A 26,982-nucleotide genomic window follows, 5' to 3' on the forward strand; every position below is an offset into this window, starting at 1 on the left:
CGGTAAGTGGAAGCGGCGCCACCAGCTTTCTTTCGGGCTGTGAGCCCCGGTAAGCAAAACGGGCTACCGCTTCCGGTGAACGGAAAGGATCAGTTTCCGGACACTGGGACCAATATACAAGTAAGCAAAGAAAGCGGCTTCACACCGCAAGCTCATAAGCGGGTCCCCCCGCGCAGCCACGGTAGTGGTGCATCTGGAATCTGTGTTCCCGCGCACTCCGCGTTAGCGACAAGGCGCTCATCAGCTCCCACTCCGCACTGCGTGCGTCGCGGACGGGTCTGCCAGGGAAACCAGCGGCCTCGCTTCGCGTAGCGGGAGCCTTCAGCTTCGCCTCGGCGCGGCGCTCCCGCCATGATCGGCGACACCCAGTTCAAAGAAGATGTCGGTGCGTCGCATTTGCGGTGCAATCGCGATCGCTGCCGCGGTTGTGCTTGCAGCAGCGAAGCAACGGCAAGTCAGGAAACGGGGACAAACGCGAGAGCGAAACGGCATCGAGCGAACAGCGAGGCAACGGCGAATCGGGGAACGGGGACTAACGGGAGAATGAAATCGCAGCCCGGCGGCAGCGACGCAACGACGAGTCAGGGAACGGACCAAACCGCGAAAGCGAAAATCCGGCGGCCGGTTTTATAAACTGGGTATCGGCGCGCGCAGCGCCGCCGGAGGTATGAATGCCTTGTCACTAAAGCGGAATGTGCGAGGCGACAGATTCCAGATGCACCACTACCGCTACTGCGCGGGGGACCCGCTTAAGAATTAGCGGTGTGAGCCGCTTTCTTTTGCCTACTTTTCTTTGCGGCAGGCAAAGAAAAGTAGGTGCCGCCCCGCACAGGGGCAACGCCAATAGACCACTAACAAATCAAGGAAAGGCCAAAAGACCAACAACTAAACAGCTCCCAGCAAGGCAACATCCAAAAAAAACCAAAACCGCCGAACAGCCAAAAAACCACCAAACCCCGACGCCCAAGGCGTCAACTAAACAACCGCATCAACGCCATGCGCGCATTACTAACGCGCTCACTTTCGCCGACTCGCCCCGGCAACAAATGAAACTCCACAACAGGCAGCGCAGGCAACCCGACACTCGCCGGGCAGGCCACTACCCCTCCCCCAATCGACGATTCGTTCAGGCAGGAAATACCCAACCCAGCCCTCAACGCCAGTTGCAACCCTGCCACCCCGGAGGCCGAATGCGACACCAGATACGGCACCTTGTGTTCGTCGAGGAGCTTCACAACGAAACGCTGCAACTGGCAACTCGACGGCAGTAAAACCAGCGGATAAGGCGTGCCCGGCCGCGGACTGGCATCGGCCGCACAGACCCATAGCAGTTTTTCGCGCCGCACCACGGTGCTTTGCACACCAACGCCTGCTCGCCGGCCGGTGGCGCGCGCGCTCCCGGTGACGAGCCGCAACGAGAGGCCGATGTCGTACGACGCATCGTCGCCCGCACTGCTGTCGATCACAGCGCTAGGCAGCACGGTGACGTGCAGTTTCAGGCGCGGATGCTGTTCCGAAAACAGCTTGAGAATGCGAGCGATGTCGAGCGGACGGTAGTAGTCCGTGATCGCGATACGCAGCTCACCGTCAAGCGAGCGGCCTTGCAGGTCTTCGAACGCCGCTTCGCTCATTGCGATGATGCGTTGCGCGTGATCGAGCAGACGGCTGCCAGCCGACGTGGCGGACACCCCTTGCTTGCTGCGCACAAAGAGTGGCTGGCCGGCGCGCTCCTCAAGCTTCTTCAACTGTTCGCTCACCGACGATTGCGACAGGAACACGCGCTCCGCAGCCGCCGAGATGCTGCCCGATTCGGCAACGGCGACAAAAGTGCGCAACTGTGTCAGATCAAATCCGCGCTGACTCATGATTCGGTATATCCGATGGAAGTCATCTGAATTTCCGGCTTTTCCGATGGTTGGCCTAGCCGTAGGATACGCCCAATTCATCCATTGCGGAGGTTGTCATGAGAAGCGATTCAGTTGCGGCCGTGAAGGTGCGAGGCGAGCGTGCGGCGAGTCATCGGTGGAAGGTGCTGGGTGTCGGTTTTGCGGCGAACGCGAGTTTTTCGGCAGCTTTCTCAGGGATCCCGACCACAGCGGTCTTCTTGCGTTCGGATTATCACCTCGGCAACGAAGGGCTCGGGCTGGTGCTGGGTATGCTCGGTCTGGGCATCGCGGTCAGCGAGCTGCCATGGGGACTTCTGACCGACCGTTGGGGCGACCGCCGCGTGTTGTTGCTCGGACTTCTTTCGACTGCCGCGGCGCTGGCCGGGCTGGCGTTGTTCGTGGTGCCGTCGGGCGCGCATGTGCCGAACATGGCGACACTCGCGCTCGGCCTGCTGCTGGTTGGCCTGCTCGGCGGTAGTGTTAACGGTTCAAGTGGCCGCGCGGTGATGGCCTGGTTTCGCGACGGCGAGCGCGGCCTCGCGATGAGCATCCGGCAGACCGCGGTGCCAGCCGGCGGTGGTCTGGGCGCGCTGATCTTGCCGGTGCTCGCCTCGAGATTCGGCTTTGCCAGCGCGTACACGGTGCTGGCCCTTGCGTGCGCGATTACCGCGGTGTTTGCCTGGTGCTGGCTGCATGAGCCTTCGCATGCCACAGGCAATAGCGCGGATACGGCTCGCAACGCGGCGATTGCGAGTGCCGCGCCCGCGAAGGTTTCGCCGCTCCGTGACGTGAGCATATGGCGAGTGGCGCTCGGCGCGGGTGCACTATGCGTGCCGCAGCTTGCTGTCGTGACGTTTGGGACCGTCTTCCTTCACGACTTCAGCCGCGCGGGCGTGCTGGCGATCAGCATAACGATGGCTGCGGTGCAACTGGGCGCCGCGATTGCACGGGTCTGGAGTGGAGCGTGGACCGATCGCCGCGGTAATCGACGTGCCTACATGCGCGCCTGCAGTGTGCTGACTGCGGTGTTGTTCGCCTCGCTTGCGCTGTTGACGGGACTCGCCGGCATGCACCACGCGGCGATGACCGCGGTGTTCGCGTTGATGATCGTGCTGGGTGGTATAAGCGCGTCCGCATGGCATGGCGTGGCATTCACTGAGCTCGCAACGCTCGCGGGGACGAGCCGCGCAGGTACCGCGCTCGCGATCGGCAACACGTGTGTTTTTCTCACGCTGTTCCTGACACCGCTCGCGATTCCGCTGTTGTTGTCGGTGGGCTCGTGGCCGATGGTGTGGGCGATAGCCAGCATGTGCGCATTGCTCGCGCTGCCGGTGTTTCCGCGCGCGGCTCGCGTAAGCAAGCTGGCAGGAGCGCGTGCTTGCGATGCCACCTGATGAGGCAAGCTCGGCCGACGGCATGAAGCTGCCGGCCCCATTTGTTGTTGTTCATGCGACGGGAGCGACGGGATGCGCTCCCGTCGCTGTATTGCTTTCTGGTCGGAAATAAACAGCGGAGAAAAACTGCGAGAGAAAACTGTCGCATATTCGCTTCGCATAATTATGTATTCCTACTTTGATAGTGCCGCAATGGACTATCAAATCGTCTGCCGGTTTCAGAACGTTCCGATTTTCTCCCCAATGCGGCAGTGGTTTTATGGCCGCCCTTGACTCGCCATTCCAGCTTGGGCGGCCATCAGGCAAGTGCGAAGCGAGTGGGATTTTCCTTGCATGTTCGCCGAATACACCTACAACAATCGGGAGAAATAATCGTGAATCTTCGAGTCATTCTGGCGGACGACCACCCGTTCGTTTTGCTTGGCGTGCGGACTGCACTGGAAATGCACGCCGGTGTCACTATTGTCGGTGAGGCGGTTACGCCTGGTTCGTTGATCAAACTGTTGCAGAGCACGCCTTGCGACGTGCTAGTCACCGACTTGACGATGCCGGAGGTCTCTGGCGCGGTCGACGACGGTCTTGAACTTGTCAGGCGAATCCGATGTGCATGGCCATTATTGCGCATCGTCGTGATGACAGCTCTGACGAACACCGAGATTCTGCGCGCTATCGTGTCAGATGGTGTGATCAGTACGCTCAGTAAGATGGAAACGACCGACGAGCTTTGGCAAGCGATCGAAGCAAGCGGCAAGGGGGAGGTGTACGTCGGCCGCTCCGTCGTCGAAGCGCTCGCCAAGCCGGGCGACGAAGCATGCGACCCGCCACCGGTTTTGCCTTTGTCGCGCAAGCAGGCAGAGGTGATACGAATGTTCGTGCGTGGTTTATCGATTCCTGAGATCGCGGTAGCGCTCGGATGCCATAGCCGAACGGTTAGCCGTCAAAAACGCGAAGCAATGACTAAACTCGGCGTCACCAACGACCCCGGTCTTTTTGCCTATATTCGTGCGCATGGCGTTATGTGAGTTAAATCGCATAGCTAATTAATTATTCATGCGATTTGATTGAACTATTTCGGAGCGCTCTTATTTTTATCCTCCGAAATATGTTGAATGATCGCGACAGGGCCAGTTGCTCCGGAGAGAGCGACAGGAAATCAAGGTACGGGGGAGAAAAAGACAATGAACGAAAACGCTGACTCAAGCACGCCTGTTCGAACCATCATCGCAGACGATCACCCACTGGTTCTATTGGCAATCGAGAATCTGATGACGGGCTATCCGGACATGCAGATCGTCGGCCGTGCTGCCGACGCAACAGAACTTTTCGCAGAAGCCGATCGTATTCCGTGTGACCTCGTTCTGATGGATCTCTATATGCCATGCGGTTTCTGCGACAGTGCGCTGGAAACCGTCAGGCAGTTCAAGGTCCGCTTTCCGGGGGTTGCACTTGTCGTGCTGACGATGGAAACCGAAGCGGCCGCCTTGAAGAAGGTCATCGCGCTCGGTGTCGACGCGTTGATCAGCAAACGCGACCGGCTCGATCTGATTCATGTGGCAATCGTCACCGCGCTGGCTCATGAGTGCTACCTCGGACCTGCGGTGCGATCGTTGATTGCCGACGCGACGGTCGCGCAACGCCTCGATTTTGTCCGGCAAATGTTGTCGCGTCGTGAGCTTGAGGTGTTCACGCAATACGCTTCCGGGTTTGGTGTGACGGAGATTGCCGGCCGCCTTGAGCGCAGTGTCAAGACAATCAGCGCACAGAAATGTACCGCGATGCGCAAGCTCGGTTTGCACAGTGACGCGGAACTGTTCCGCTTCGCCGTCGAGCACGGCGTGGTCTCTGAAGACTGCCTGAAAAACCGGCGTTAAGCCGATGGGACGTCACGCCGGTCCGGTGGCGTGGCGAACAGAAGATGCACTTGGCATATCCCGGGGAGGCACGTCGCGTGCAGGGAGTGCCAGTCGATAACACAACAAAAAATGACACAAAAAATCCGCGTCATCGTGGCCGACGATCACGATTGCGTTCGTGTTGGCGTGATGCGCCTGTTGCAATCGGTCCCTCACATAGAGATAGTCGGCGAGGCGGTTGATACCCAGATGCTGGCCGAATTGCTCGACACCCATGCGTGCGACGTCGTGGTGTCGGATATCGGCATGCCGGGCATCGACGGAGCCAGCAACGTCGTATCTTTCCTGCGCCGCCTGTTCCGGGCTCGCCCGCACCCCAGCGTCGTTATCCTGACGATGATTTGTCATGCGCACATGCTTTCCGGTTTGTTGCACCTGGGCGTGGCCGGAATCATCGACAAACGCGACACCGCCAGGTCGTTGATCGAAGCTATCGAGGCAGCCGTCGCCGGCGGCGTTTATCTGTCTGATCAGGCACGCATCGCGATAGACACATCCGATGCGCCGCCGCAGCCGCGCGCTGGCGTGCTAAGTGCACGCGAATGGGAGGTCTTCCAGCTATATGTGCAGGGTCTGACAGTCCATGAGATTGCGGTACGTCTGCAACGTAGCGGTAAGACCATCAGCACGCAGAAGCGTAGCGCGATGCGCAAGCTCGGTCTCGAGACAGAAAACGACCTCATCGACTACGCGCGACAGATAGGCTTAACCTGACAGCCGCGTGAGAGAACTATCCTTGGACAGTCAATGCTCCTTACGACTTTAGGAGTCTTCTGATTGGTTGCGCGACGTTACCGTTTCATAGTTCTGAGTTGACTGTGGCTCGACTTCCAACACTCGCATGACGAAAGCTGTTATTTCGCGATGCTGTGCGCTGCCGGGCCTGGAAAATTCAGGCAGATGTTCAACGGCTGGAGTGCTGCACCGTCTGCCATTTGCACAAAGACTGGGGGCGGAATGGTAGCGCTAGGCAAGCGATTATTGGTCGAGGGGAGTGGAACGGCGTGGGTGGTGTTCATCGGCTGCGGCAGCGTCGTATTGAACACTGGCGCGCCCCAGCAAGGCTACAGTGTGCTTGAGATGTCGCTCGCGTTCGGCCTCGCGCTGGTCACTGCGAGCTATGCGTTCGGCACCCTCTCCGGCGCGCATTTCAATCCTGCGGTCACGATCGGTTTTACGGTCGCACAACGATTCCCGGTTCGGGACTTGCTGCCCTATATCGCCGCCCAGATTCTCGGAGCCACTGCAGCTGCAGGACTGCTCGCTTATGTAGCGAGCGGCCGTCCGGGTTTTGACCTGGCCGCGAGCGAATTCGCAGCGAACGGTTTTGGCGATCATTCTCCTGCCGACTATCAACTACATTCCGCGCTCGTCATCGAGCTTGTTCTGTCGTTCGCGTTCGTCATGGCGAGCCTGATGTTGGCCAGTCGGCGAAGGTCGAGGCAGATCGCGCCGCTCGTCATCGGTGCGTGTCTGACGATCGTGTACATGGTATCGATTCCGGTTACCAATGGCTCCATCAATCCTGCTCGCTCAACCAGTCAGGCCCTGTTCGTCGGCAACTGGGCGCTTGACCAGCTCTGGCTGTTCTGGGCGGCGCCTTTGCTGGGTGGCGTTGCCGCAGGTGCGTTGTTTTCATTTCTGTGCTGCAAGTCCCGACGGTACGCGGCCTCGTTCGCTCTTGGCCAGGGCGAGGTCGCGTGAGCGCCGCCACATGTCATTTCATGATGCCTTTCACGAAACTACTGCGTGGTGTCGTGCTCGGTGTCGTGATGAGGCGGATGCTGGGGCGTGTATCGCGGTGCCTGCTTGCAGCGTTGGTGTTTGTTGGCATGCAGACGCAGCCGGCGGCAGCCCAGCCGGCCACGGGTGGACCGTATCCTTCAGCGGGCGGCGCGGTTCCTGCCACCTTGAGCATTGGCGTTCTGGCTAGTGGTTGGTTGCCCTTTGACGGGCTTCAGGACGGTGAGCCAACTGGCTTGAGCGCCGACTATCTGCGCATGCTGATTGGGCCGAATGTCGTGATTCAGCCGAAAACGTTCACTGACATGCCACAACTGCTGGCCGCCGCCTGCGCAGGCGACGTCGATCTGGTCATGAGTCTCGCTCGCACACTCGAACGGGAACGTTGTTTCAGCTTTACTGCGCCGTACTTTCAGGCGTCTGCATCGGTCGTGGTCCGTCGCAACGGCGCCATGTATGTGAACGCCGCTCAGCTTGCGGGTGCGCGCCTCGCGGTCGAGAAAGGATTTGCGCTGGAACGCTCGTTGCGCGAACGCTTCCCACGCGCCCATGTCGAGATTTTCACCACTACACACGCCGCGTTGCAGGCGGTCGCGCAAGGCGGCGCCGACGCCTATTTTGGCTTCACACCGTCCATTCAGTACGCGCTGAGCGCCGAAGAATTTCGCGGGCTGCAAGTTGCTTTCGAGGAGCGCAACAGACTTGCTGACTTACGCTTTGCTGTGCCACGTAACCACGTGGCGTTGCGTGACCAACTCGACCGTGCGCTCGCGGCGATGAATCCGGCCGATGATGCGGCGATCCGCGCACGCTGGCTATCCGGCAATTTCGACCCGCAAGCGACGCTTACTGCGCGCCCGCTCGTTCCGACACCGCAAGAGAAGCGGCGCACCCGGCAACAGCCGGTGACCGGCAGCGCGGGCGAGCAGGGCGTGTGGAGCGTGACCGCGGTGCGCCTTCTGCCGTTGTTAATCGGCATCGGCCTCGTACTGCTGGTTACGTTGCGCGCCTATTTGCTGTTGAAGCGTGAAGTCAGGCTGCGCAAACAGACCGAACGCGAGCTTGAGCTACAACTGAATTTCCAGGAAACCATGATGGAGATGGTTCCTTATCCGCTTGTTGCCAAGGATCTGGAGGGGCGCTATATCGCAATCAACCGGGCATATGAAGAGGCGTGTGGCCTAAGCCGTGAAGCAGTAATCGGGCGCACGGCCGTGGATGTCCAGACTTGGGGCGAAGCCAACAGTCACGTTCTGGATGAACTCACGCGCAAGATGCTGACAGGTGGTGAGATCGCCCAGGCGGAACTCCAGTTCGAGCGCGGAGCCGGAGATCTGCGGCACGGTCTGTTCTGGACACGGATCTGTCGCAACAGCGACGGCAGGCCGAGTTGCGTGCTGGGCACGATGGTCGACATTACCGATATCCGGCGTGCTGAAATGCTCGCCCGCGAAACCGAACGGCGCCTGTTTGACGTAACTCACTCATTGCCGGCCGTCGTATTTCAACTGCGCCGCACCGCGGACGGTACCTATTCGTTTCCGTATATCGGCGGCGACACGCGACATCTGCTGGGTGGCAACGGCGCGTCGTCGATGAGTTACGAAGAGATCGATTTCGGACGTGTGTGTGAGGAAGATCGGCATTTCGTGCTGGCCGAGCTGGAACGATCCGCGCGTTGCGCGACGCCGGTGAATATGGAATTTCGCTTCAAAGTCGATGACGAGCTCAGATGGGCGCGCGCGGAGCTGGTGCCACGCCGCGAGAAGGATGACAGCGTTGTGTGGAGCGGCTACTGGGTTGATGCGAGCGTCGAGCACGCGCGCTCTGAGGAACTTGCGCGGGCGCGCGACGTGGCCGAAGCGGCTTCGCGCGCAAAAGACGACTTTGTCGCGATGATGAGTCACGAAATCCGTACGCCAATGAACGGCGTGCTCGGTCTCGTCGAGGTGCTGGAACGCACGCCACTCGATGCGGATCAAGGGGAAATGCTGAGCATGATCCATGAGTCGGCTGGCGCGCTGCTGCAGATCCTGGACGACTTGCTCGACTATTCGAAAATCGAAGCGGGACGGTTGACGATCGAAGCCGAACCGATCGACATGCGCGAGCTGGTCGACAACGCGGTTGGATTGCTTGCGGGCCGCGCGCACGAGAAGGGATTGAAAGTACGCGTGGATATCGCACCTGAGGTTGCGGCTACGTTACGTGGCGACAGCGTGCGATTGCGGCAGATTCTGTTCAATCTGCTCGGCAACGCCATCAAGTTTACGCCGCAGGGCGAGGTCGACGTGCAGGTTGCGATGGTCGATCAGACCGGCAACGCCCAGACGCTTGAGATGACCGTCGAGGATACGGGCATCGGCATTGCGCCAGAGGTCCAGGCCCGGCTTTTCGTGCCGTTCGTGCAGGCGGAGACGTCTACCACTCGCCGCTTCGGCGGTACGGGTCTTGGCCTGACGATCTGCCGAAAGCTGATCGACCTGATGAACGGCACGCTCGAATTGCGTAGCGAACCTGGGGTCGGTACACGTATGACAGTACGTCTAACCATGCCTGTGGAATCGCAGCACTACTCCCTGAGCGGCCTGCGCGGCAAGCGTGGCGTTGTAGCGACGGGCGACGCGCGAGTCGCGCAGGCGCTGATGAATTTTGGCCAGGCCCTCGGACTCGAGTTGCGGCAAGTGTCGCCGCGTGCGGTCGAACAGCGTGATCCGGCTGCACTGGGCGGAGTGGATATGATTTTCGCGAGCGAAGATGTGATGCTGCCGGCGAAGGTCGACTCCAATTTGCGGATCATTCGTCTGACAGAAAAGCCAAAGCCGACGGGCTACCGTATTTTTGAGAACAACGTGCGCGTCAGTATCAACCCGATTTCGTGGCGCGGTCTCGGCGCGGCATGCGCGGCGGCGATGACTGGCTTGCCGCCGGTGGCGTCGCGATCTGGGGTCAAGTCGAGCACGGGTGAAGGCACCACGGTACCGCCGGACCGCGAACGGGCCATTGCCGGCGGACGGTTGATCCTGGTTGCCGAAGACCATCCGGTCAATCAGGAATTGATCCGTCATCAATTGGCATTGCTCGGATTTGCCTGCGATGTGACGAATGACGGCGCCGAGGCATTGGCCGCACTGGAACAAACCAGCTATGGATGTCTGATCACGGATTGCCACATGCCAAACCTGTCCGGTTACGAACTGGCGCGGCGTATTCGGGAGCAGGAGCGCGGCGGCGCACGCCGTCTGCCGATCCTGGGAATTACGGCGAATACCGCGCCTGAAGACCTGAAGTTATGCCGTGACGCGGGCATGGATGACTGCCTCGTCAAGCCGACGCGGCTTGCCACGCTGCGCGACTACCTAAGCCGGTGGTTTGGCACGGATAGCGCGTGGCAAGCCGCACCGGCTGAAACCGTCGGCGTGGTGCAAATTTCCGGCGCGGCTACGCATAGCGCCTCCGAGCCATTCGTTCCAGTCGATCTCAGTCACATGACGCAGCTGTGGGGGAGTGAATCGACGGTCAAGGCATTGCTCGATTCGTTCGTTTCTTCAGTACGCGAAGACGTGCAGGCGCTGTTACCGTTACTTGAGCACGTCGAAGTCGAGCGTCTGCGCGAGTGGCATCATCGCGTGGCGGGGGCGGCGAGCGTGCTGCGGTATCCGCCGCTGCTTGGCGCGTTGGAAGACTATCGTCGGGACATCACCATCAAGACACCGGAACGCTTGCGCAGCGAGGGACTGGAGTTGGTCCGCAAATGCCATGCCATGCTGGATGGGATCGAGGAGCAGGCTGCACTGCTCGCATGACGTTGGTCGCCTCACGCTGCGGCACTATGAGGCCTTGTTGCCCCGTTTGAGCGACCGGATTGGCGTGTTAAGCGCTAAACCAGACGACGATCCGTCCAGGCGAAAAAAAACGCGGCCGAAGCCGCGTTAAAGATTTGGAGACATCCCTCGATGAAGGAGTCACTTCTCGCAACCGGAAGCATAATCGGGACAGCGCAAAAGATTCACTACAAAATGCGCAATTAACTGTTCGTAAATATCGATGAAAGGTTCGCGCCGGCTCTACTCCGAAAATAGTCGACGGTGAAATCCACAAACGAGCGCGTCGTAGCGGATACATGCCGACGTCCGGGATACACCAGCGAAACTTCCTTGTCAGCATCTTTGATTCGGTAATCGGGCAGCACCTGCACGAGCGTACCGTTCGTCAGATCCGCCGAGACGTGGTTTTCCGGCAGAATCGTAATGCCCATATCGGCGAGCGCCGCCTGGCGCAACATCACCGCGTTGTTCACCGCATAGCTGGCTTTCATCTTGACGGTGACTTCTTTTCCGTCGGCGCCGACGAAACACCATTCTGCGCTATGAATCCTGGATGACGGCGCCAGAAAAGGGTGCGCAACAAGTTGCGCCGGGGTGGATGGCTTGCCCGACGCGGCGAGGTAGGCGGGCGATGCAACCGCCACCGAACGGACCTTGAACAAAGCGCGCTTGATCAACGTGCCACCGCTGACCTGTCCCGGCACCACGATGCCGACGTCAAAACCCTCTTCAACCAGATCGACCGGCCGGTGCAGCAGCGTGACCGCCAGTTTGACCCGTGGGCACTGCTGGCGATAACGCTGCAGTAGCGGCGTCAACGCAAATAGCGAGAATGACGCGACGGCCACGAGTTTCAGCGTACCGGATTGATCGGTCGCACTTTGAGAAACGCGGGACTCTATGGCATCCAGCTGATCGAGAAGCTGCCGGCAGCCTTCGGCATAGGCGAGCCCGGCTTCGGTCAGCGACAGGCTGCGCGTGGTCCGGTTGACAAGCCGCGTATCGAGGTGCGTTTCGAGAAGCGCGACATAGCGCGTCACCACTGCATTGGAGATGTCCAGACTCGCAGCCGCGCGTCCGAAAGAGCCGCTTTCGGCGACTTTCAGAAAGACGCGCATGGCCTGCAGTTGGTTCATCGTGATAGTGGACTTGGTCGGGGAGCGCCTGGGCGCCTGGAACTGCTGGTGTTCGGTTGAGCGCGGAGAGAAACCGTGCCGTTTGCGGCGGTGCTCCGTGACGCGAAGTGCTAATGCTGGCTGTAACAGATGGGCATCGTAATCGCCAAACAAACTGCCTGGTAAAAGAACCGGCCGAATAGCCATGATGAGACTTCCGAACGCACGATGTCGCAGAGTCGCAACGTTTTAATTAGATAAGCATCGCTAAATATTAAACGAGATAAATCGACGGCCTTGTGGCTCAAGGCTCGCCAATATTGCGATGTCGATCTTTCGAATAAGTAAAAAAATATTTTGTGCGAACGCGCGTGGCGTCTCTGAAAGTTCGACACCTAAACTCCGCTCTGCAAATCAAGCCGGTCTGCAGTGATCGCTCTGGATGAAGCCGCCCCGAGCCTGCAATCGTGCTGTGCAAATAAACCGAGTCGAGGACTCAATAATCACACGTTATCTGGAACATCATGAAAAAGATTCTGATCCTTGCGGCGGTTTCCGCGACGTTCGCTAGCGCCGCCCATGCGCAGAGCAGCGTGACGCTGTACGGTGTCGTCGATGCTGGCTTCACATATGTGCAAAACGAAGTTTCTCCCGGCAATACGCCGAAGCACGCCGCGTCGTTCGGCGTGACGAGCGGCAATGCGTCGGGCAGCCGTTGGGGCATGCGTGGTCGTGAAGATCTCGGCGGGGGTTACGCGGCGATTTTCACGTTGGAAAACGGTTTTAACGTTGCCAATGGCACAACGGGGCAAGGTAACCGCAGCTTCGGCCGCCAGGCCTTTGTCGGCGTTTCGAGCAACTATGGCACGCTGACCTTGGGTCGCCAGTACGACTCGATGGTCGACTATGTCGGGCCGTTGACCGCAACCGGCAGTTGGGGCGGTGTGTATCTCGCCCATCTCGGCGACAACGACAACGCCAACGCATCGATGCGCATCAACAACTCGGTGAAGTACCAGAGCGCGAACTATGACGGTTTCTCCTTCAGCGGTCTGTATGGCTTTTCCAACCAGGCCGGCGCTTTCGCGAATGATCGCGCCTACAGTGCGGCTATGGGTTATTCGAACGGCGGCCTGAAGCTGGCTGCCGGTTATCGCCAGGTTCAAGGTCTCGGCGGCAACGCGAACGGTGCGGTCCAGGACGGCGAGCCGAACATCGGCGTGGCGGGCGAGCGTCAGCGGCAGCGTACGTGGGGCGCCGGCGGTAGCTACACATTCGGCCCGGCTTCGGTTGGCCTCGTGTACACGCAAAGCCGCTTTAACTTTGTCGCCAATGACGCGTCGGTGCGTTATAGCAATTACGAAGTCAACGCGCATTACAACCTGACGCCGGCGTTGTCGTTCGGTGCGGCGTACACCTACATGCAGGCGTTGCAGAATACGCCGGGCGTGTCCAACGGTTCTAGCCACTGGAACCAGATCGGCCTGCAGGCTGACTATGCGCTGTCGCGTCGTACCGACCTGTACCTTGAAGGCGTTGCGCAGGTTGGCGCGAAGGGCAACAAGATTGGATCGCAAGTGTTCGGTACCGATGCGCCGTCGTCGGGCAGGAGCCAGGGCCTGGTGACGACGGGTATTCGTCACCGCTTCTAAAACGCCTTGCTGCAGGAAGAGAAAGCACCGTTCGCGGTGCTTTTTTCTTATTGGCAGATGCGATTGCGCATCGTCGTCGCGTCGGGTGTCCCCAGATACAAACATGTTCGACGGATTTGCACTAGTATTTGGTGGCTCCGTGCGCATCCGGGTTTTCGGGGCGGCGGTGCATCAAGTCCGGAGAAGACGATGATTGCACTTCGAAAGCTGAATCTGGCTGTGGTGTTGTGGGCGTTGGCGTCGGGTGTCGCCTTCGCGGATACGGTGGCGTTGAAAGCGGACCTCGAGCCGTCGAGCGAAGTGCCGCCGCGAGTGAGCCACGGGCACGGTCTGTTGAACGCCACGTTCGATACGTCGACCAAAACCCTGCAATGGACTGTGACCTACGAGGGGCTGAGCGGTCCGGCAACCGCCGCACATTTCCATGGCCCCGCGCCGGTCGGGCAGAACGCCAAGGTCCAGGTGCCGATCGGGAAAGAAGCGCTGGCAAGTCCGATCAAGGGATCGGCGGCGCTCTCCGAGCAGCAGGTGACGGATTTGATGGCGGGCCAGTGGTACTTCAATGTCCATACCGCGCAGAACCCGATGGGTGAAATTCGCGGGCAGATCTTGCCGGCGAACTAGATAGGAGAAACATCCGGTCGGCGCGGTGGCGCGCGCTTGTTCAGGATTAGAAGCCGCCGTCCACCGACGCATCGGCGAACGCACGTACCATGGCGGGACACTAGCGAAGGAGCGTGTCCCGATGAGTTGGCAAAGTGCACTCGCGTGCTGGTATCTGCGCAGACAGTTCCGGCCGCAAACCCTCAAACCGGACATCAATGTCGAGAAGGCACGCGCGTTGACCGCCAAGCGCGTCTGGTCGCCGAAAGTACCCGCTGGCTGGCGTCTGCGGGAGTTGCAGGAGGCGAAGGATTGGCCGCTGCAGGGTGAGTGGATCGAACGCGTCGACGGCGTTTCGAGCGCCCCTACCCATCCGACCGTGCTGTATTGCCACGGCGGTGGCTATTACTTCTGCTCGCCGCGTACGCATCGCTCGCTGGTGTTTGGTCTGGCGACGCGTGCCAACGCGCCGGTCTTTTCGCTCGATTACCGGCTTGCGCCGGAGCATCGTTTCCCGGCTGCGCTCGATGATGCGACCGCGGCTTACCGGCGGTTGGTGGCCGACGGCACGCCGCCCGAGTCGATCGTGATTTCAGGTGACTCCGCGGGCGGCGGCCTCGCGCTGGCCACGCTTGTTGCCTTGCGCGATGCCGGTGACCCGCTGCCTGCTGGAGGCTTGCTGTTCTCCCCATGGACCGATCTGGCCGCCGCCGGCGCCTCGATCCGCAACAATGACGGTCTCGATCCGATGTTCAGCGGCCCCGCGATCGCTCGCGCCGCGCAGGTCTATCTCGGTGACGCCCCGGCTACGCATCCGTACGCTTCGCCGGTTTATGCCGACCTGCGCGGCTTGCCGCCGCTCTTCATCATGGCGGGCAGCACGGAGGTCTTGCTGGATGACTCGCAACGCGTCGCCGATAACGCACGCGCCGCAGGCGTCGACTGCGAATTCGAAGTGTGGAAGAAAATGCCGCATGTCTGGCCGTTGTTCACGCCGTTCATCCCGGAAGGAGGCCGCGCACTCGACCGCGCCGCGGCATTTGTGCGCCGCGTGACGAGTACAACGGGCGGGCGTGGCACAGCCGCTCAACCGTCCAGCGTGACGTCGATCGCCTGATAGGCGCTCTCCACTGCCTGCTGGCCGTATTGCCGCTCCAGCCGCCGCACGGTGAAGTGGCCGTGCGCGACTTGCTGGAAGTGGTCGATGAACACGGTATTGACCATCGCGCCGAGCACTGCGCCGATCGCCGGAATCGATTTGGCGGCGATCTGCTCGCTCACCTGCACCGACAATCGCGCGGCAATCGTATTGAGCAGGCGCAGCAAGGCGGCGGAGCCATGCGCGGTGAAGCCTTTCGTCGCGATTTCTGATGACGCCTTCGACACCGCCTGCGCGAGCGCGCCGCGCATGATGAAGTAGCCGAAGTCGGCGTCGTCATCGGCTTTCGAGGTGCCGCCCATACCGAGCACGGTGAGGCATTGCAACTGCGTGTCGATCGACGCCAGATCCTCGCCCTCGCTGCGCGCGATGTCGCAGATCGAGCGGAACATGAGCGTGGTCGTGACAGGCAACTCGACCGGCAGCGCGAACAGACCGAACGCGCCTCCGGCCGCGCCCGTGGTGGCCACGGCGAACTTGTGCAGCAGATTGCTCGGCTTGTCGGGCACGATCAACGGCGAAGCGCCCGCTTGCCGCCCCAAGGTGCGCAGTGCGATCGAGAGGCACTTGCGCAGTGCCAGTTCTGTCGCATCGGTGACCTTTTCGTTGGCAAAAGCCGGTATGCGCGAGAGCAGCTTTTCGAGCGGCGCTCCGACGATGCTGGCCAGTTTCATCGCCAGCGCGGGGCTCTCCAACTCGTGTTTCGCGCGTCGCAGCGCGCTCAGATCGTCGTCCGATAATGAATGTGCTGCGAGCGAACTCTGCTCCATGTGCCTCCCTGGCGTCATGTGTTTCCATTCTTCAGTCGATTGCCGCTACGGTAAACCGCGCCGGCGCGTTCAGCTTAGAGCATCGCCCCGTGGTATGATTCCCGATTGTTTGACGAGTCAACTGTTGCACTATCAAAAATGGCTGTCCATACCGCGGCCCACCACTCGAGTGGGCAAGTCTTACCGTTTCGTGAGTCGCTGCTAGCGATGCTCGGCGTTTCCTTCGTTTCGATGCTGGTCGCGCTGGATCAGACCGTGGTCGGCACCGCGTTGCCCACCATCGTCGCGGAATTGAAGGGTTTCGAGCTCTATGCGTGGGTCGCCACGTTATATCTCCTGACCTCGGTGATCACCGTGCCGATTTTCGGCCGCCTCGGCGATTACTATGGGCGCAAGCCATTCGTGATCGCATCGATCGTCGTATTCACGGCGGCATCGGTGCTGTGCGGCGCCGCCAACAACATGCTGTTCCTCGTGCTCGCGCGCGGCTTGCAGGGCATCGGCGGCGGCATGCTGGTCGGCACCGCCTTTGCCTGCATTCCTGATCTGTTCCCCGACTCGGTCGTGCGTCTGCGCTGGCAGGTGCTGATGAGTTCGGCGTTCGGCATTGCGAACGCGGTGGGTCCGTCGCTCGGCGGTTTCCTCACGCAGTACTACGGGTGGCGCTCGGTGTTCTATGTGAATCTGCCGGTCGGACTGCTGTCCCTATTTTTCGTCTGTCGTTTCCTGCCGCATCTGCGGCACATCGAGCACGAGGGCAAGATGCGGCTTGATTGGCCTGGCGCGCTGCTGATCGCGGTGGCGCTCGGCTCGCTGCAACTGTTCGTTGAGTTCTTGCCGAAGCATGGCGTCACGTTGAGCGTCTGCGCGTTGCTCGTATTGAGCGTCGCCTCGGCATACGGCTTGTGGCAGTGGGAAAAACGCTGCCCGACGGCGATTCTGCCCGTGGATATGTTTCGCAATCCCAGTTTGTCCGCGCTTTTTACGCTGGCCGTGCTTGGCGGCTTCACGATGTTCTCGTTGCTGTTCTACGCGCCGTTGCTGTTCCAGGGCGGCTTCGGGATGTCGCCGAAAGAGGCGGGGCTCGTTATTACGCCGCTCGTCGTGTTCATTACGATCGGCAGTATTGCCAACGGCCGTATCGTCTCGCGTGTGCGCAATCCGAATCTGATGCTGTATATCGGCTTCGCGCTGGTGGCGCTAGCGTGCCTCGGCGTGGTCGTCGCGACGCGTTCCATGCCTCAATGGCTGCTGATGTCGTTCATGGTGCTAGGCGGCCTTGGTCTCGGCTTCGTGATGCCGAATCTAACGATCTTCGCGCAGCAGACGGCCGGCCGTGAGCATCTTGGCATTGCCACGGCGCTGCTGCAGTCGCTACGGATGATCGGCGGGATGATCGGCACGGCGCTGACCGGCACCCTGGTTAGCCATATGTACGCCAGCGGCGTGCGCAGCGCGCTGGAGAACGATCACGCGTCGCAATGGTTCACCGACCTCGGCGATCCGCAAATCCTGATCAATCGCGACGCGCAAACCACCTTGCTCGGCCAACTGCAGCATGCGGGTCACAACGGTGCGATGTTGCTGGAGAGCGCGCGTGAGTCGCTCGTCGCGGCGATTCATCTGGGGCTCGCGATGGCGGCGATCATTGCCGTAGTGTCCGTGTGGCAAAGCCGCCGCGTGCCGCCAATCAAGCTCCAGCGCAAGCTCGAGCCGGTGATTCACGCGGATTGATTTTTTAGCCTTACCGTTTTACTGACAGATCATGGAAGAACAGGACCGCGTCGCCGTTATGCAGCAATTCGGGCGCACTTATCGGGCATTCATGTCGGCGTTCGAGGCCCAGGTTGGCCAGCCCTTGCCGCGCTGGCGCATTCTGCTCGCACTGCACGAGCAAGCCGGCGAGTCGTCGCAGAAGCGGCTGGTTGAACGCTTGCGCGTCGATCCGGGCGCGCTCACGCGGCAGTTGAAAACGCTCGAGGGCTTAGGCTGGATTGCGCGCAGCATGGATACGCGCGATAACCGCGTGACCAATGTGCGTTTGACAGAAACTGGGCAGGCAATAACCAAAGCCAGCCTGCCGCGCCGCAACGCTTTTTTGCATGACACGATGACGGCATTGCCGGATGAGGCGCTCAGCGCGCTCTCAGGAGCCTTGAAGATGCTGGAAGAGCGGATCGGTGAGGTGGCGGCGACGGCTAACGCTGCAAACGCAGAGTCGGTTTCCGTTCCGCAAGCGTTGGACGTGACTAACACCGGCTCGACGCGCTAGGGCATCGCAGATGAAAGTGGCGCCGATCAAGCGCCGCGTTTGCCATGCATGACATGGCCTGCATCGAAGCCGTGAACGTCATCAGCATCGGAAACGGCGCGCCACTTCACCGTGACGCGCCGTTTTCATCAGAAGCGAATCAGAAGAACGTTTCGATCACTTCCGTGACGCGGTACGACGGATCGAGCACCAGCACCTGACGCCACTTGTCGAACGTCAGGCACGGATGCGAGATGTCGAACGCGATCATGTCGCCCACCTTCAGATCGGCGCCGGCGGGAATCCGCAGATACGCGTGCTGATCCATCAAGCCGAAAATCTCCCAACCTTCGCTCGCCGCGATATCGCGCGGCGCCTCGGTGCCCGGACGGTAGTGGCGCGCCGGTTCGGGCATGCCCGCGTCGAAAGCGGAATCGCGCTTGCCGAGACCGACGATCGCGCGATCCGGTTCCGGAATCGACTGCACGTAGGCCCACAGTTGCAACGCCGGCAACAGGCCTTCGCCCATTTTCTTCGCGACCGGATTACGCGCGAAGATGTCGGTTTGCGCCTTGCGGTAGACCCCGACGTCATGCGTCAGATAGCAGCCGGGCCGCAGCACGACTTCGACCTTGCCGGTCTCCGAGGCTTTCACGAATTCTTCCGCGACCACGTCGTACCAGGCCGAACCGGCGCCTGACAAAACGGCCGGTGTACGGGCAAAACGTCCTTCCTCGACCAGTGCGCGCGTAACGGCGACAGCGCTTTGCAGGAACTCGCGCACTTCGTGTTCTTCCTTCAGCACGCCTTCATACAATTCGACGCCTGCCAGCTTCAGCACATCCGGATAGCGTGCGATCGCTTCGAGCACCGCGTTGCGCTGCGCTTCGTCGCGTACGCCGGTGCGGCCGCCCGGTACGCCGAGTTCGAGCAATACCTGCAACGGCTTGCGCACCGAGGTGAAAAACTCGCCCAGTTGTTCGACACCTTCGACCGAATCGACAAGACAGAAAAACTCGAAATCGGGATCGCTCAGCAACTCGGCGACCATCATCATGTTGCGGCGGCCAACCAGCTGGTTCGCCATCAGGATCCGCGACACGCCGCCGTGATACGCCGCGCGCACCTGGTGCGCGGTGGCGAGCGTGATGCCCCATGCGCCGGTTTCGAGTTGACGGCGAAACAGTTGCGGCGCCATGGTGGTTTTGCCGTGCGGCGCGAGCTTGACGCCATATTCGGCGACGAACGCCTGCATCCACTTCAGATTGTGTTCCACGCGATCCGCGTATAGCACAGCGGCGGGCAGGCTCACGTCTTCGTTCAGCAGGTTCCACTCGAGGCGCGCCGCATCCATGAGCTGGATGCTGGTGCCCGGGACCATGCCCAAGCCCTTGCTATAAGGATCAATTGTTGCGCCCTGATAGTTTGTAACTTTCATGTGTCCCTGCTCCATCGTCCGGTTAAATTGAATCAAAGTTGACTTTACTATGTTACCGAAAGTACGATGCGTGAACGAATGTTATTTAGTACCACGGTTTCCCGGAGGCTGTTTGTAAGGCTTCACGGGACGCCCGCGATCCCCGTCAAACACCCTTGATGAACTCAACCGCCGAGCCGCTGGCCTTCGATATCGTCGCGCGCATTGCCGAATGCGCGCCGGAACTGCGTTCGGCCGAACGGAAGGTTGCCGCGCTGATTCTCGACGATCTGACCGGCGCGTCGCGTGCCAGTATCGGCGCGCTGGCTCAGCAGGCCGAGGTGAGCGTCGCGACCGTGACCCGTTTTGCGAAGGCGGTGGGTTGCCGCGACGTGCGGGAGTTGAAGTTGCGGCTCGCGCAGGCTGCGGCGGTCGGCCAGCGCTTCCTGCAAGCGGGCGGCCCTACCGATGCCCCGGAGCCCATCGCCACTCGCGTTTTCGACGAACTGCAAACCGCGCTGGCCCATAACCATCAACTTCTTCGTCAGGCGCCTTTAGCCGAAGCGGCAGCCGCCTTGCGCGCCGCGCGCATGATCTATGTATTCGGCATGGGCGGTGGGTCGACCGCGTTGGCTGACGAAATGCGCTTCAGGCTCGTGCGGCTCGGCCGCCCGGTCGCGACCTATCAGGACGGCTTGTTGCAGCGGATGGTGGCGAGCACCGTGTCGCGCGAGTGCGTGGTGATCGCGCTGTCCACCACCGGGCGTGTGCCCGAGATGGTCGAGAACTGCAAGATCGCGCGCAGCTATGGAGCCAGCGTGATTGCGCTGACCGCGCCGGCTTCGCCGTTGGCGAGGCTGGCCGATTGGGTGATCCCGATCGTCGCTTTTGAAACCGATTTCATTTACAAGCCGTCGTCGTCACGTTACGCGATGATGATGGCGCTCGACGTTCTCGTTACCGAACTCGCCGTCAGTCAGGGTGACGAGAGCCGCGAATTGCTGCGCCGCATGAAGCACGCGCTCGATACGCACCGTGGCGGTGGCGATCGACAACCATTAGGAGACTGATCCATGCATTCGCACCCCGAAGCCGCCGATACGCTGATCGTCGGCGCGCAACTGTACGACGGCACGGGCGCACCGCCGGTCGAACGCGACGTCGCGATCCGTGATGGCCGCATTGCCGCGATCGGCAATCTGTCGAACTGGCTTGCTGAAGAGGTGATCGAGGCCAATGGCCGTGCGCTGGCGCCGGGCTTCATCGACGTTCATACGCATGACGACACGCACGTGATCCGCTCGCCGCAAATGCTGCCGAAGATCACCCAGGGCGTGACGACGGTGATCGTCGGCAACTGCGGGATCAGCGCGTCGCCGGTTTCGTTGAAGGGCGATCCGCCCGATCCGATGAACCTGCTCGGCGAGCGTGACGCGTTTCAGTACCCGACGTTCGCTGCGTATGTCGAAGCGGTGAACGCGGCGCGTCCCGCGGTGAATGTCGGTGCGCTGATTGGGCACACGGCGTTGCGCAGCAACCAGATGGACCGCCTGGACCGGGCGGCGACAGGGCAGGAAATCGAAGGCATGCGCGCGCAGCTCGAAGAGGCGCTGGCAAACGGTGCGTTGGGCCTGAGTTCGGGCCTCGCGTACGGCTCCGCCTTCTCCGCGCCGACCGAAGAGGTGATGGCGCTGGCCGAGCCGCTCGCCGCCGCCGGTGCGCTTTACACGACGCACATGCGCACTGAGTTCGACGCGATTCTCGACGCGATGGACGAAGCGTACCGGGTGGGCCGTCACGCGCATGTGCCGGTGGTGATTTCGCATCTGAAGTGCGCGGGGCCGTCCAACTGGGGGCGTAGCGAAGAGGTGCTGAAGTCGCTGGAAGGCGCGCGCCGCTTGCAGCCGATCGGTTGCGACTGCTATCCGTACAACCGCAGTTCGTCGACGCTCGATCTGAAGCAGGTGACGGGCGACATCGACATTACGATTACGTGGTCGGAGCCGCATCCCGAGATGGCGGGCAAGCTGGTGAAGGAGATAGCCGCCGAGTGGGGCGTCACGCAACAGGAGGCGGGCAAGCGTTTGCAGCCTGCGGGCGCGGTTTATCACAACATGTCCGAGGACGATGTGCGGCGGATTCTGTCGCATCCCGCGACGATGGTCGGCTCAGATGGTTTGCCGAACGATCCGTTGCCGCATCCGCGTTTGTGGGGCGCGTTTCCGCGCGTGCTCGGCCACTACGCGCGCGATGCGAAGCTGCTGCCGCTCGAAGAGGCGGTGCGCAAGATGACCAGCTTGTCGGCGCACCGGTTTGGTCTCGCGCAGCGCGGCGAGGTGCATATCGGTTATCACGCGGATCTGGTGTTGTTTGATCCCGCCAGGGTTCGCGACGTGGCGACGTTCGAGAACCCGCAGCAGGCCGCTGATGGTATCGACGCGGTGTGGGTGAATGGCGTGTTGACTTACCGCGATGGCGCGGTGACTGGCGAACGGGCAGGGCATTTTGTGGCGCGCGGTGCGGCGTCGAAGGGTGATGCGCACGGCGCGTTTTGATTTTTTCGATCGAGCGATTGTGGCGCGTGTGGTGGTTTTGCTGGATGCGCGCCGGACTTTTAAAGGAGTTGGATGATGAAGCGATATGGCGTTGAAGGTGGCAAGGGTACCGGTGGTCAACATATGCCGTTTGCTCGGGCTGTTGAGGCGGACGGCTGGTTGTTCGTTTCCGGGCAGACGCCGATGGAAAACGGTGAGGTGATCAATGGCGGGATCGTTGAGCAATCGCACAAGGCGATTCAGAATGTGTTCGCCATTCTGAAGGAAGCGGGGTATGGGGCGGAACATGTCGTCCGTTGTGGCGTGTGGCTCGACGATCCGCGGGACTTTGCTTCTTTCAACAAGGTGTTTCGGGAGTACTTCGGCGAGAATCCGCCGGCTCGGGCTTGTGTGGTTTCTTCTATGGTGATTGATTGTCGGGTTGAGGTTGATTGCGTTGCTTATAAGAAGCCTTCGGCTTGATTTTTTTGTTTGCCGTGGGCGGGGGGTGAGGTTTTTGCCTGGTCGGCGGTTTTCTTGTTGATCTGGATCTTTGGCCTTTCCTTGATTTGCTAGTGGTTTATTGGCGTTGCCCCTGTGCGGGGCGGCACTTACTTTCTTTGCCGCCGCAAAGAAAGTAAGCAAAGAAAGCGGCTTCACACCGCAAGCTCATAAGCGGGTCCCCCGCGCAGCCACGGTAGTGGTGCATCTGGAATCTGTGTTCCCGCGCACTCCGCGTTAGCGACAAGGCGCTCATCAGCTCCCACTCCGCACTGCGTGCGTCGCGGACGGGTCTGCCTGGGAAACCAGCGGCTTCGCTTCGCGTAGCGGGAGCCTTCGGCTTCGCCTCGGCACGGCGCTCCCGCCATGATCGGCGACACCCAGTTCAAAGAAGATGTCGGTGCGTCGCATTCGCGGTGCAATCGCGATCGTTGCCGCGGTTGTGCTCGCAGCAGCGAGGCAACGGCGAGTCAGGAAACGGGGGCAAACGCGCGAGAGCGAAACGGCATCGAGCGAACAGCGAGGCAACGGCGAATCGGGGAACGGGGACTAACGGGAGAATGAAATCGCAGCCCGGTGGCAGCGACGCAACGGCGAGCTGGGAACGAACCAAACCGCGAAAGCGAAAATCCGGCGGCCGGTTTTATAAGCCGGGTATCGGCGCGCGCAGCGCCGCCGGAGGTATGACTGCCTTGTCACTAAAGCGGAATGTGCGAGGCGACAGATTCCAGATGCACCACTACCGCTACTGTGCGGGGGACCCGCTTAAAAATTAGCGGTGTGAGCCGCTTTCTTTTGCCTACTTTTCTTTGCGGCAGGCAAAGAAAAGTAGGTGCCGCCCCGCACAGGGGCAACGCCAATAGACCACTAAGAAAACAAGGAAAGGCCAAAGATCCAGATCAACAAGAAAACCGCCGACAAGGCAAAAAATCACACTTTTACTGCCGCGCCAACCGCATATTATCCGGCATCGGCAAATTGTAATTCGTCCGGAACGGATTAATATCGAGCCCCCCGCGCCGCGTATACCGCGCATAGACAGCCAGCTTCACCGGCCGGCAGGCCTTCAGAACATCGATAAAAATCCTCTCGACACACTGCTCATGAAACCCGGTGTGATTCCGATAGGAGATGATGTACCGCAGCAAACCCGCATGATCAATCTGCGGCCCGACATAATGAATCTGCACGCTACCCCAGTCAGGCTGCCCGGTCACCGGACAATTCGACTTCAGCAAGTTAGAGAACAAGGTCTCCTCAACCGGCGCTTCATCAAGCGCAGCCTTCAGCAACGAAGCATCCGGCTGATAAACATCCGTATCCAGATCGAGCCGATCCAGCGACAAGCCTTCAAACTCTTCCATCTGCAACTTGCCAAACTCATACGGCGCGGCCAAATGGACAGAAACCGTCGCGCCGCAAGAAGCGGACACATCCCGCTTGATCGTGTCACGCACTACGTCCATCGACTCGAACGCCGTCTGCGCAAATGACCCAAGATAAAGCTTGAACGACTTCGACTCGACAATATTCGGCGAATCAGCCGGCACAAAGAAAGTCGCCACAGCAATCTGCGGCTTGCCGCGCGCATTCAGCCAGGACAGCTCGTAAGCATTCCAGATATCCGTGCCGAAAAACGGCAACTGCGCGCCTATCCCAATCGCCTCACGCGCGTTCTTCCTGGCAATCGGAAAAAGCAAAGAGGCGTCGTATTGTTCGGTGTAAGTGGAAGCCTTACCCAGCGGTGACTGTTCAGGTGTCATGATGCATTCACGATGCCACTCAGCACGTGCCCCGTCGCCGTCACGACGCGGGCCGATTCGCAATGGCCAATTTGGTCGTCGAAGAAAAAGTCCGGCTCGAATTCACGCAAAAACGCGCTTTTGTCGAGGCCGCCAAGGAACATCGCTTCGTCGATTTCGATGTTCCACGCCATCAATGTGCGGATCGCGCGCTCATGCGCCGGCGCCGAGCGCGCCGTCACCAATGCCGTACGAATATGCATCGGCGCGGCTTCGTCCGCGAGTTTTTGCAGCCGGTGCAGCGCTTCGAGCAACGGCTTCAAAGGGCCATCGGCCAGCGGCAAATCTTTGTTGTGAATCTCATGGCCGACGAACGCGCGCAGGCCATCCTTCTGGAACACGCGCTCGGCTTCGTCGGAAAACAGCACGGCGTCGCCGTCAAAGGCAATCCGGATCTCGTCCGGATACGTACTCGCCATTCTCGCCGATTCGGGCAAGACGCGCGCAGCCGGAAATCCGGCGGCCAATGCGTCGCGTACGTCATCCTGATTCGCGGACAAAAACAGCGCGGCGTTCAACGGCTTCAGATAGCCGAACGGCGCGCGCCCACGTGTAAACACGCCACGCTCGATCGCGAGTCCATATTCCCGGCACGAATGAAACGCGCGCAAGCCGCTGATCGGATCGCTGCGCGACAGGATCACGACTTCGACCCGATGGCCACCGGCATTCAAGGCCAGCAGCTTGCGGATCAGCGGGAACGCGACGCCCGGTTTGGCAGGCACGGCCAGCCGTTCGCGCTGCAAGGCCTCATACGCTCGCAGGTCGCCCGCCTCGTACACGCGGTTCTCTTCCTCGAAGTCGAACAGCGCGCGCGACGAGATTGCCACCACCAGTTTGTCGACGAGCGAAAGAGCCATCTGCGCGTTTCAATCCAAAAAGATCATGCGAGGAACAAGCGGTACACGGGGTTCTGCGTTTCTTCCCAGTACGGATAACCCAGTGTCGCGAGAAAGCGGTCGAACTCGCGGTTCTCGCTTTCCGGCACCTGGATGCCGACCAGGATCGAACTGTAGTCCGCGCCCTGATTACGATAGTGGAACAGGCTGATATTCCAGTTCGGCGCCATCGACGACAGGAACTTCATCAGCGCGCCCGGCCGCTCCGGAAATTCGAAGCGGAACAGGCGTTCGTCATGCGCAAGCGGCGAGCGGCCGCCGACCATGTAGCGGATGTGCTGCTTGGACAGTTCGTCGAAGGTCAGATCGACGGTGGCAAAACCATGCGCTTCGAACGCGCCGGCGATCTGCGCCGACTCGCTGCGGTTGCGGATCTGTACGCCGACAAAGATATGGGCGGAGTTGGCATCCGCAATCCGGTAATTGAACTCGGTGACGCTGCGGGTGCCCACCAGCTCGCAGAAGCGGCGGAAGCTGCCGCGCTCTTCGGGAATCGTCACCGCGAACACCGCCTCGCGCGCCTCGCCGACTTCGGCGCGCTCGGCCACGAAACGCATGCGGTCGAAGTTCATGTTCGCGCCCGACGTGATCGCGATCAGCGTCTGGTTTTCAAGGCCCTCGCGCTCGGCATACTGTTTGGCGCCCGCCACGGCCAGCGCGCCGGCCGGCTCCAGCACGCTGCGGGTGTCCTGGAACACGTCCTTGATCGCGGCGCACAGCGCATCGGTATTCACGAGCAGCACGTCGTCGAGATAATCGCGGCACAGGCGGAAGGTTTCGTCGCCCACCAGCTTGACGGCCGTGCCGTCCGAGAACAGCCCGACTTCGTTCAATGTGACCCGTTCCCCAGCTTTCAGCGAGGCGGCCATCGCGCACGAGTCGTCGGTCTGCACGCCGATCACCCTGATCTCCGGGCGCACCGATTTCACGTATGCCGCGACGCCTGCCGCGAGTCCGCCGCCGCCGATCGGCACGAAGATCGCGTGGATCGGGCCCTGATGCTGGCTGAGAATCTCCATCGCGACCGTGCCCTGGCCGGCGATCACATACGGATCGTCGAACGGGTGAACGAAGGTCAGGCCGCGTTCTTCCTGCAGCTTTACCGCGTGGCCGTACGCGTCACTATAGGACTCGCCGAACTGCACGACTTCGACCGTTGCCCCGCCATGCGCACGCACGGCGTCGACCTTCACCTGCGGGGTGGTCACCGGCACCACGATGATCGCCTTCACGCCCATGCGCGCCGCCGACAGCGCGACGCCCTGCGCATGATTGCCCGCCGACGCGGTAATCACGCCGCGCTCGAGCGCGTCCGCCGGGATATGCGCCATCTTGTTGTAGGCGCCGCGCACCTTGAAGGAGAACACCGGCTGGTTGTCCTCGCGCTTCAGATAAACCGGATTGGACAGGCGCGCCGACAGATTCGGCGCGCGTTCGAGTTCGGTCTCGCGGGCCACGTCGTAGACGCGCGCGGTCAGGATTTTCTTCAGGTAGTCGTGGGAAGCCATGCGGGTGG

General features: G+C 60.8%; 21 protein-coding genes. 14 read left to right on the forward strand and 7 right to left on the reverse strand.

Going from position 1 to position 26,982, the window contains the following annotated elements; genetic code table 11:
- Nucleotides 1-971 precede the first annotated feature (971 nt).
- Nucleotides 972-1,865 carry a LysR family transcriptional regulator gene (locus tag AC57B6_RS08695; RefSeq protein ID WP_025496146.1) on the reverse strand — a complete coding sequence of 298 codons (894 nt, stop codon included), beginning with the start codon at nt 1,863-1,865 and terminating at the stop codon, nt 972-974.
- 98 nt (nt 1,866-1,963) lie between these two features.
- On the opposite strand from AC57B6_RS08695, the gene AC57B6_RS08700 reads away from it, so the two are divergent.
- The 6 genes from AC57B6_RS08700 to AC57B6_RS08725 all read left to right on the forward strand — a co-directional run bounded on the left by AC57B6_RS08700 (nt 1,964) and on the right by AC57B6_RS08725 (nt 10,742).
- Nucleotides 1,964-3,280: an MFS transporter gene (locus AC57B6_RS08700; protein ID WP_496420991.1), complete on the forward strand. Its 1,317-nt coding sequence runs from the start codon at nt 1,964-1,966 to the stop codon at nt 3,278-3,280.
- Between the two features lie 374 nt (nt 3,281-3,654).
- A complete protein-coding gene (locus AC57B6_RS08705) occupies nt 3,655-4,302 on the forward strand; it encodes a response regulator (protein WP_496420992.1) in 648 nt (215 codons plus the stop codon).
- A gap of 156 nt (nt 4,303-4,458) precedes the next feature.
- Nucleotides 4,459-5,151, forward strand: coding sequence for a response regulator (locus AC57B6_RS08710; RefSeq protein ID WP_028200594.1), 693 nt, complete (start codon nt 4,459-4,461; stop codon nt 5,149-5,151).
- Between the two features lie 111 nt (nt 5,152-5,262).
- Complete coding sequence (locus AC57B6_RS08715) at nt 5,263-5,907, forward strand: response regulator (protein ID WP_025496142.1); 645 nt, start codon at nt 5,263-5,265, stop codon at nt 5,905-5,907.
- 243 nt (nt 5,908-6,150) lie between these two features.
- Nucleotides 6,151-6,897, forward strand: a complete 747-nt coding sequence (gene aqpZ / locus AC57B6_RS08720) for an aquaporin Z (RefSeq protein WP_028200595.1) — start codon at nt 6,151-6,153, stop codon at nt 6,895-6,897.
- Complete coding sequence (locus AC57B6_RS08725; RefSeq protein WP_496420993.1) at nt 6,894-10,742, forward strand: ATP-binding protein; 3,849 nt, start codon at nt 6,894-6,896, stop codon at nt 10,740-10,742. The genes aqpZ and AC57B6_RS08725 overlap by 4 nt, the downstream gene beginning before the upstream one ends.
- 221 nt (nt 10,743-10,963) lie before the next feature.
- Here the strand turns inward: AC57B6_RS08725 and AC57B6_RS08730 are convergent, their stop codons facing one another.
- Nucleotides 10,964-12,085: a LysR family transcriptional regulator gene (locus AC57B6_RS08730; protein WP_496420994.1), complete on the reverse strand. Its 1,122-nt coding sequence runs from the start codon at nt 12,083-12,085 to the stop codon at nt 10,964-10,966.
- Between the two features lie 317 nt (nt 12,086-12,402).
- Between AC57B6_RS08730 and AC57B6_RS08735 the strand changes: the two genes are divergently transcribed.
- The 3 genes from AC57B6_RS08735 to AC57B6_RS08745 all read left to right on the forward strand — a co-directional run bounded on the left by AC57B6_RS08735 (nt 12,403) and on the right by AC57B6_RS08745 (nt 15,250).
- A complete protein-coding gene (locus AC57B6_RS08735) occupies nt 12,403-13,530 on the forward strand; it encodes a porin (protein WP_496420995.1) in 1,128 nt (375 codons plus the stop codon).
- Nucleotides 13,531-13,719: 189 nt separating this feature from the next.
- A complete protein-coding gene (locus tag AC57B6_RS08740; RefSeq protein WP_406867902.1) occupies nt 13,720-14,154 on the forward strand; it encodes a CHRD domain-containing protein in 435 nt (144 codons plus the stop codon).
- Nucleotides 14,155-14,275: 121 nt separating this feature from the next.
- On the forward strand, nt 14,276-15,250 hold the full coding sequence (locus AC57B6_RS08745; RefSeq protein WP_028200599.1) for an alpha/beta hydrolase: 975 nt from the start codon (nt 14,276-14,278) through the stop codon (nt 15,248-15,250).
- Here AC57B6_RS08745 and AC57B6_RS08750 read toward each other — a convergent pair.
- Entirely contained in the window at nt 15,220-16,062 is an 843-nt protein-coding gene (locus AC57B6_RS08750; protein ID WP_496420996.1) for an EcsC family protein, read from the reverse strand. The two genes, AC57B6_RS08745 and AC57B6_RS08750, sit on opposite strands and share 31 nt — an antisense overlap.
- A 138-nt stretch (nt 16,063-16,200) precedes the next feature.
- Between AC57B6_RS08750 and AC57B6_RS08755 the strand changes: the two genes are divergently transcribed.
- Together AC57B6_RS08755 and AC57B6_RS08760 are read left to right on the forward strand one after the other, a co-directional pair.
- Complete coding sequence (locus AC57B6_RS08755; RefSeq protein WP_496420997.1) at nt 16,201-17,796, forward strand: MDR family MFS transporter; 1,596 nt, start codon at nt 16,201-16,203, stop codon at nt 17,794-17,796.
- 31 nt (nt 17,797-17,827) lie between these two features.
- A complete protein-coding gene (locus tag AC57B6_RS08760; RefSeq protein ID WP_496420998.1) occupies nt 17,828-18,334 on the forward strand; it encodes a MarR family winged helix-turn-helix transcriptional regulator in 507 nt (168 codons plus the stop codon).
- Nucleotides 18,335-18,473: 139 nt separating this feature from the next.
- On the opposite strand, the gene AC57B6_RS08765 is transcribed toward AC57B6_RS08760, so the two are convergent.
- Nucleotides 18,474-19,751 (reverse strand): amino acid deaminase, encoded by a 1,278-nt coding sequence (locus tag AC57B6_RS08765; RefSeq protein ID WP_028200602.1) that lies wholly within the window; start codon nt 19,749-19,751, stop codon nt 18,474-18,476.
- A 158-nt stretch (nt 19,752-19,909) separates the two neighbouring features.
- Between AC57B6_RS08765 and AC57B6_RS08770 the strand changes: the two genes are divergently transcribed.
- From AC57B6_RS08770 to AC57B6_RS08780, 3 genes are all read left to right on the forward strand, one after another.
- Nucleotides 19,910-20,800 (forward strand): MurR/RpiR family transcriptional regulator, encoded by an 891-nt coding sequence (locus AC57B6_RS08770; protein ID WP_028200603.1) that lies wholly within the window; start codon nt 19,910-19,912, stop codon nt 20,798-20,800.
- Nucleotides 20,801-20,803: 3 nt separating this feature from the next.
- Nucleotides 20,804-22,285 carry an N-acyl-D-amino-acid deacylase family protein gene (locus AC57B6_RS08775; protein WP_028200604.1) on the forward strand — a complete coding sequence of 494 codons (1,482 nt, stop codon included), beginning with the start codon at nt 20,804-20,806 and terminating at the stop codon, nt 22,283-22,285.
- A gap of 75 nt (nt 22,286-22,360) precedes the next feature.
- On the forward strand, nt 22,361-22,747 hold the full coding sequence (locus tag AC57B6_RS08780; protein WP_028200605.1) for a RidA family protein: 387 nt from the start codon (nt 22,361-22,363) through the stop codon (nt 22,745-22,747).
- A gap of 956 nt (nt 22,748-23,703) precedes the next feature.
- On the opposite strand, the gene queF is transcribed toward AC57B6_RS08780, so the two are convergent.
- The 3 genes from queF to ilvA are packed head-to-tail and all read right to left on the reverse strand — an operon-like array spanning nt 23,704 to nt 26,974.
- Nucleotides 23,704-24,528 (reverse strand): NADPH-dependent 7-cyano-7-deazaguanine reductase QueF, encoded by an 825-nt coding sequence (gene queF, locus AC57B6_RS08785; protein WP_144196311.1) that lies wholly within the window; start codon nt 24,526-24,528, stop codon nt 23,704-23,706.
- Nucleotides 24,525-25,427, reverse strand: a complete 903-nt coding sequence (locus tag AC57B6_RS08790) for a 5'-nucleotidase (RefSeq protein ID WP_028198924.1) — start codon at nt 25,425-25,427, stop codon at nt 24,525-24,527. The genes queF and AC57B6_RS08790 overlap by 4 nt, the downstream gene beginning before the upstream one ends.
- Before the next feature lie 23 nt (nt 25,428-25,450).
- Nucleotides 25,451-26,974, reverse strand: coding sequence for a threonine ammonia-lyase, biosynthetic (gene ilvA, locus AC57B6_RS08795; protein WP_444515121.1), 1,524 nt, complete (start codon nt 26,972-26,974; stop codon nt 25,451-25,453).
- Nucleotides 26,975-26,982: the final 8 nt, after the last annotated feature.

Source organism: Paraburkholderia sp. BGA-UO-ETr-F12, from assembly GCF_059567945.1.